Genomic DNA, 6984 nt, shown 5'->3' with positions numbered 1-6984 from the left:
ATATGATAGCTAAATAATAAATATGATAATTAATAAAACTTGTGAGTTGGGAAAGCAAGAGCCTGTTAATGGTAAAAAAAAAATTAATCAAATCGAATCGCTTTGACAGGAGAAATTTTTGTAATAATATAAGAAGGCACCAACAGTACCAAAAAACTTATAATAATAGTTCCAAGGTTTAACAAAAAGATATAAAACCAATTAAAATAAATCGGTGCTTCACTCACGTAATAATTCTCCGGATTAAGTTTGATGACACCAAATTGTTGTTGAATTAACATTAGGGCTATAGCTATACAATTTCCCCAAAGTAATCCACGGAGAATAATATGGAAGGCATTAAAAAGAAATATTTTACGAACGGTCCAGTTATCAGCTCCTAAAGCTTTTAGGATTCCTATCATTTGGGTTCTTTCCAGAATGAGAACAAGTAGTGCTACAACCATGTTTATAGTGGCCACAACTATCATAATTACTAATATTACAATAATATTAAAGTCGAACAATTGCAACCATTCAAATATGTAAAAATACTTGTCAATTATGGTTTTGCTGTCCAACATATACGAGGTCTGCTCATAAACTTCTTCTCCTTTTTGCTCTATTTTGGTAAAATCATCAATAAATACCTCAAAAGCTCCAACTTCGTCAGGCTGCCAACGGTTAATTCGTTGTACATGGCGAATGTCTCCTAATATATATGTAGCATCAAATTCCTGAAATCCGGAATTATAAATTCCTGAAATAGTAAAAACCCGTAAGTTTGGCATTTCATTACTATCTTCTTTCATGAAAAAAGTATTGAACTTATCTCCTACTTTTAGGTAAAGTCGATTCGCCAAATACTGAGAAATGAGCACTTCCGGATTTAAGGCTCCAGAAACGTTGGGTGATTTTCCTTCAACAATATACTCCTTAAGATTTTCCCATTTATAATCACTGCCTACTCCTTTGAAAATAATACCTTCAAAAGCCTTTTCTGTTCGAATTATTCCAGCTTTACTGGCAATAGCTTGAATATGGTTAACTCCCTCGACAGAAGTAAACTTCGGATAAAAATCCTGCTTATTTGAAACGGGTACTTTACTGACTTCTGATTGATTATCATCAAAATTAGAAATAATGATATGACCATTAAATGCTGAAACTTTCTGGCGTATTTTTTGCTGTAAACCAAGACCGGTAGCCACTGAAACTATCATCATGATTATTCCAATTGCAATAGCGGTAATAGCAATTTTAATAATTGGTTTAGATATACTACTTTTATGGTGTTTTGCAGTAGTAAGTCTTTTGGCTATAAAATATTCTAATTTCAAGGTATGTATAATAAACGGATGTTCAAAAATACAGTTTTATTCTTTGTTTTGCTAATTGTTTTGAGCGGATGTTCAGTAAAGAAACAAGTTATTGCAGATAATAATAAAACCATTGTTATCAATGAAGCGGTTTCTACTGTGGATATCATCACAGGAGCAGAAAATTTTTCTGCCTACTTACCACTATTACAAGATAAAAAAGTTGGTGTAGTAACAAATCAAACAGGAATTGTAAACTATAAAATTCCTTATTCTACAACAATAGCAGATGGAAAACCACTACGACCTATTACAAAGCATTTAGTTGATTATTTATTGGACCATGGGATAGCTGTTGAAAAAATCTATGCTCCAGAACATGGTTTCAGAGGAGTTGCAGATGCAGGAGAGCTAATTGTAGATGGAAAAGACACTAAAACAGGCCTACCAATTGTATCTCTTTATGGTGATAATAAAAAACCAAAGCTTGAACAATTAGAAGGAATTGATATTCTACTCTTTGATTTACAGGATGTCGGTGCTCGATTTTATACCTACATTTCATCGCTACATTATGTAATGGAGGCATGTGCGGAAATTAATCTTCCACTAATTATTTTAGATCGGCCAAATCCGAACGGTGCTATTGTAGACGGTCCAATTTTAGAAAAAGAATTTACCAGCTTTGTTGGAATGCATCCCATTCCAGTTTTACACGGTATGACAATTGGTGAATATGGTAAAATGATTAATGGAGAAAAATGGCTAAAAGACAGTATTCAATGCAATTTGACAGTCATTCCTTGTTTACATTATCGCAGGGATATGGCCTATAGTTTGCCTGTAAAACCATCGCCAAACTTACCAAATGACCAAGCAATTAATCTATATGCAAGTTTGTGTTTTTTTGAAGGCACTAATGTCAGTGTTGGTCGCGGAACAGATAAACAGTTTCAAATTTACGGCTCTCCTTTTTTACCACAAGGCAATTTCAGTTTTATGCCATTGCCAAATTTAGGTTCAAAAAACCCACTCCACAACAATGTGGTTTGTCATGGAGAAGATTTGTCTGAAATTAGCCCAGTAAAACGACTCCGGTTAAAATGGTTGATTGAAGCATATGAAAATACTGCTGATAAATCTACTTTTTTTACTTCCTTTTTTACAAAATTGGCCGGAACAAAACTCTTGAGACTTCAAATTGAACAAGGTTTGTCTGAGAAAGAAATACGAAGCACTTGGGAAAAAGGTTTAGAGGAGTTTATAGAAATGAGAAAACCTTACCTTATTTATAATTAGCCTAAACGTCAACAATAATATCTGAGTTTATTTTTAATAGTTCCTTGATAAAATCTTCTCTGTTTTTAGGTGAAATATAAATTTCATCGTATTTATTATAAACTATCGCGATACGATCAAGCGATGCCGCGGGAGAACTCAATGGAATAGTTGTTTTATAAATTCTTTTAATAGTCTTAATTTCTATTTTATAAATCCATAATATTAAAACTTCACCTACAATTTTATATTTAATAGAATGTATTAACCACATTAAAACAGAAATAATTATAAAAAAAACAAGTGAAACTATATACTGTTTTTCAAGAATTCCATCTATTACAGGATACCCAAAAATACCCACAATCAAAGCAATTAACCACCAATCTACTTTTGATTTATATACTTTCATTTTACAAAGGCAATTTTTTCTTCATTTCTTCAACAATGGTAAAAGCAGCCGGACAAATAGCGACATTTTTCAACGTTAAGTCAGAAATTTGGTAAAACTTTTTTCGGTCAGTATGTGGAAATTCCCGACAGGCCTTTGGACGAACGTCATAAATCATACAATAATTTTCCGCATCAAGAAAAGTACATGGGACACTTTTCAAAACATAATCATTCTCATCATCGATTTGCAAATATTGGTCAATAAACTGCTGTGGTTTTTGTTTGAAATGTTTAGCTATTCGTTCGATATCAGCTGATGTGAATAATGGCCCGGTTGTTTTGCAACAGTTAGCACACTTTAAACAGTCTGTTCGTTTAAACTCGGCCTCATGCAAATCCTGCATGACATAATCTAAATTTTTAGGCTGCTTCTTTTTTAACTTATCAAAATACTTTTTGTTTTCGATATGCTTATCTTTGGCAAGTTTTCCGAGTTCGTTTAATGGTGGTTTCAAGTTTAAAGTTTAAAGTTGAGCTGCAAAATTAATCAACATTTAACTTGAAACCTTGAACTTTAAACAAAAGAAATGAAAGACCTTTTTGGAAAAGCCATTTTAGATTATCAAACAGGCAATAATCCTCAAGATTTAATTACAGAAACTTCCATCTCGGAAGCTGATGAAATGAGTGTTGCCTATTTATTTAGAGGATTCGAAAAAATGCCTAAAATGGAACAAAATGCCTTATTATTATCAAACGGTAAAGTTCTAGATGTAGGTTGTGGTGCCGGAAGTCATTCTCTTTATCTTCAGGAAAAAGGCTATGATGTGACACCTATTGACATTTCACCCAATGCTATTAAAGCCTGTCAGTTACGTGGATTAAAAAAAGCTACTGTAAAAGATGTAATGTCAATGAAAGTTGAACAATTTGACACCATTTTATTATTAATGAATGGTGCCGGAATGTGTGGGCGATTGAAAAATATTTCTCGCTTTTTACTTCAATTGAAAAGCCTGCTAACAGAGAATGGCCAAATTTTAGTAGATAGTTCTGATATCATTTATATGTTTGATGAAGATGAAGATGGCGGCAAATGGATTCCCGGTGATACTGATTACTATGGCGAATTAGAATTTAAAATTTCCTACAAAGGTGAAATGGAAAAACCTTTTGATTGGATGTATATTGATTTCAATACCTTACAAAACGCAGCTTTAGCAAATGGATTGGCATGTGAATTACTGGTAGAAGGAGACCATTTTGATTATTTAGCCCGACTAAGCCATCAAAAAATCACTTAAAAACGATAGGGATTTTTAATTCCACACTTACCGGATTACCTAATTTATAAGCCGGTTTCCACTTTGGGAAGTTCTTTAAGGCGTTCAAAATTTCAATCGCCGTCGTTTCATCTTTAAATTGAACCAATCTGATTTTTTTCATTTCTCCCAGTTCATTCACTGTAAAAGCGACAATCAATTTCTCACCTGATTTAATTTTTGTATGATCCAATCGTTTTATTAAATACGAGTAAAACATTTCCATTCCCCCTGGAAATTCCGGTTCTAATATTAAATTATTCAAATATACTTCGTCTTCCCCTTGAATTTGAGAAAAACTTTGAGTTGAAAAAAGTAAAATAAATATAACTGGAAAAATTAATTTCAATTTTTAAGGGATATTAAGGTATTTATGTGTTTGCAATGAAACTCGCCATTTAGGATTCTTCATAACATAATCCACAATTAGCGGCGTCATTTCTTCCCTTTTGCTCCATTCCGGCTGTAAAAAAAGAATAGCTTTTGGATTTGTTTGAGCTGCTTGCTCTTCGGCAAAAATAAAATCGTGTTTATTATAAATGATTACTTTCAATTCGTTGGCAATATCATAGGCACTTTTAACCGGCAATTTATTTTTTTTTGGCGATAAACAAAACCAATCCCAAAAACCTGTTACGGGATAACAACCAGAGGTTTCGATATGAATTTTTATTCCTGAATCTCTTAGTTTTTTTGTTAAAATAGACATGTCCCAAGTTAAAGGCTCTCCGCCTGTGACCACTACCGTATCAGCATATTTTTTTGCGTTTGAAACAATTAAATCTGTTGAAGTAGGCGGATGAAGTTCAGCATTCCAACTCTCTTTAACATCACACCAATGACAACCTACATCACAACCACCGATTCGAATGAAATAAGCAGCCGTTCCTGTATGATATCCTTCGCCTTGAATGGTATAAAATTCTTCCATAAGTGGAAGTTTTTCTCCTTTTTCAACGGCTAATTGGGTTTCTTTTTGAAGCATTTTTAATAAAATTGAGTGCAAAGATAGTTAATTTGAAAATGTAATAATTTGAAAATTTGAAAATGATAGTTTCAGATTTAGAATTGGTTTTGTTACATTTGATTATTAAAACTAATACGATGAGTAAAGTAGAAGAATTCAGTGCCCATATCAATCAAGGATATACTTGTAAAGGTGAATTTATAACCTTAGGAGGAGCAATTTTAAATGGAGAAGCCATTCCAAATACGCATATCAATATTCCCTTAAAAACATTAAATCGTCACGGATTGATTGCAGGAGCAACAGGTACGGGAAAAACTAAGACAATTCAAGTTCTCTCGGAACAATTGTCAAAAAACGGTATTCCGGTGTTGATGATGGATATTAAAGGTGACTTTTCAGGAATCGCGATGCCCGGAATTGAACAACCTTTTATTACTGAACGACATGCAAAAATTAATTTACCCTATGAAACCAAAGCATTTCCGGTAGAATTAATGACCATTTCCAAACAAAATGGGGTTCGTTTACGAGCCACGGTTTCAGAATTTGGACCCGTTTTATTTTCCAGAATATTAGATTTAAATGACACTCAAGGTGGAGTTGTTTCTGTAATTTTTAAATATTGTGACGATCATACATTTCCATTATTAGATTTAAAAGATTTCAAAAAAGTTTTACAATTTATCACCGAGGAGGGAAAAGAAGAAATTGAAAAGGAATATGGAAGAATTTCCACTTCTTCAACCGGTTCAATTTTAAGAAAAGTGATTGAATTGGAACAACAAGGAGCTGATGTTTTTTTTGGGGAATTATCTTTTGATATAGATGATTTGATGCGAATAGACGAAAACGGAAACGGATATGTGAACATAATCCGATTGACCGACATTCAAGATAAACCAAAACTATTTTCAACTTTTATGTTGAGTTTATTGGCAGAAATATACAATACTATGCCTGAACAAGGCGATTCCGGCAGACCTGAATTAGTGATTTTTATTGATGAAGCTCATTTAATCTTTGACCAAGCAAGCAAAGCATTACAAGATCAAATTGAAACAATTGTCAAATTAATACGTTCCAAAGGAATTGGAGTATATTTTATTACTCAAAATCCAATGGATATTCCAAATGGTGTTTTGGCCCAATTAGGATTAAAAATTCAACATGCTTTGAGAGCATTTACCGCTAATGATCGAAAAGCAATTAAAATGACAGCAGAAAACTATCCGTTATCCGAATATTATAAAACAGATGAAATTATTACTCAACTCGGTATTGGAGAAGCTTTTGTTACGGCTTTGAATGAAAAAGGAATTCCTACTCCACTTGTTGCTACGATGCTTCGTGCTCCTATGAGCAGAATGGATGTCTTGACTACACAAGAAATCGATTCGCATATTGCTACATCAAAATTAGCTAAAAAGTATAACGAAGTTATTGACAGAGAAAGTGCTTTTGAACTTTTGACGAAAAAAATTAATGCCGCACAAGAACAAGCTTCAAAGCAAGCCGAAGAAGCAAATAGAGAAAAAGAAGCTCAAAAAACAACTACTACCTCAACTCGTCGTGAACCGGAAAGTCAAACTACAAAAGCAGTTGTAAAAGTACTGACAAGTGCTACTTTTATTCGGGGAGCTTTGGGGATTTTGAGTAAGCTGTTTAAAAAGTAAAAACCTCTCCCCCTCCCGAAGTCTCGGGACTCTCCTTTGGAGAGGGAAGC

General features: G+C 33.3%; 8 protein-coding genes. 3 read left to right on the top strand and 5 right to left on the bottom strand.

All coding sequences use genetic code 11. The features are described from left to right. Positions 1–83: 83 nt before the first annotated feature. Positions 84–1319, bottom strand: a complete 1236-nt coding sequence (locus C0512_RS06165) for an FtsX-like permease family protein (protein WP_290859774.1) — start codon at positions 1317–1319, stop codon at positions 84–86. A gap of 3 nt (positions 1320–1322) precedes the next feature. Here C0512_RS06165 and C0512_RS06160 point away from each other — a divergent pair, with 3 nt between their 5' ends. Then, positions 1323–2597, top strand: coding sequence for a DUF1343 domain-containing protein (locus tag C0512_RS06160; protein ID WP_290859773.1), 1275 nt, complete (start codon positions 1323–1325; stop codon positions 2595–2597). A 1-nt stretch (position 2598) separates the two neighbouring features. Here the strand turns inward: C0512_RS06160 and C0512_RS06155 are convergent, their stop codons facing one another. Further along, positions 2599–2988, bottom strand: coding sequence for a PH domain-containing protein (locus C0512_RS06155; protein WP_290859771.1), 390 nt, complete (start codon positions 2986–2988; stop codon positions 2599–2601). A 1-nt stretch (position 2989) separates the two neighbouring features. Further along, positions 2990–3484 carry a YkgJ family cysteine cluster protein gene (locus tag C0512_RS06150; RefSeq protein WP_290859769.1) on the bottom strand — a complete coding sequence of 165 codons (495 nt, stop codon included), beginning with the start codon at positions 3482–3484 and terminating at the stop codon, positions 2990–2992. A 72-nt stretch (positions 3485–3556) separates the two neighbouring features. On the opposite strand from C0512_RS06150, the gene C0512_RS06145 reads away from it, so the two are divergent. Next, positions 3557–4273 carry a class I SAM-dependent methyltransferase gene (locus C0512_RS06145; RefSeq protein ID WP_290859767.1) on the top strand — a complete coding sequence of 239 codons (717 nt, stop codon included), beginning with the start codon at positions 3557–3559 and terminating at the stop codon, positions 4271–4273. Here the strand turns inward: C0512_RS06145 and C0512_RS06140 are convergent. Further along, entirely contained in the window at positions 4266–4640 is a 375-nt protein-coding gene (locus C0512_RS06140; protein ID WP_290859765.1) for an energy transducer TonB, read from the bottom strand. The two genes, C0512_RS06145 and C0512_RS06140, sit on opposite strands and share 8 nt — an antisense overlap. A gap of 3 nt (positions 4641–4643) precedes the next feature. After that, on the bottom strand, positions 4644–5276 hold the full coding sequence (locus C0512_RS06135) for a 7-carboxy-7-deazaguanine synthase QueE (RefSeq protein ID WP_290859763.1): 633 nt from the start codon (positions 5274–5276) through the stop codon (positions 4644–4646). Between the two features lie 119 nt (positions 5277–5395). On the opposite strand from C0512_RS06135, the gene C0512_RS06130 reads away from it, so the two are divergent. Continuing rightward, positions 5396–6934, top strand: coding sequence for a helicase HerA-like domain-containing protein (locus C0512_RS06130; protein ID WP_290859776.1), 1539 nt, complete (start codon positions 5396–5398; stop codon positions 6932–6934). Positions 6935–6984: the final 50 nt, after the last annotated feature.

Source organism: Flavobacterium sp. (genome assembly GCF_013822155.1).
Lineage (GTDB): Bacteria > Bacteroidota > Bacteroidia > Flavobacteriales > Flavobacteriaceae > Flavobacterium.
Note: the sequence above shows the minus strand (reverse complement) of the source record. Positions and strands in the feature narration are given on the sequence as shown.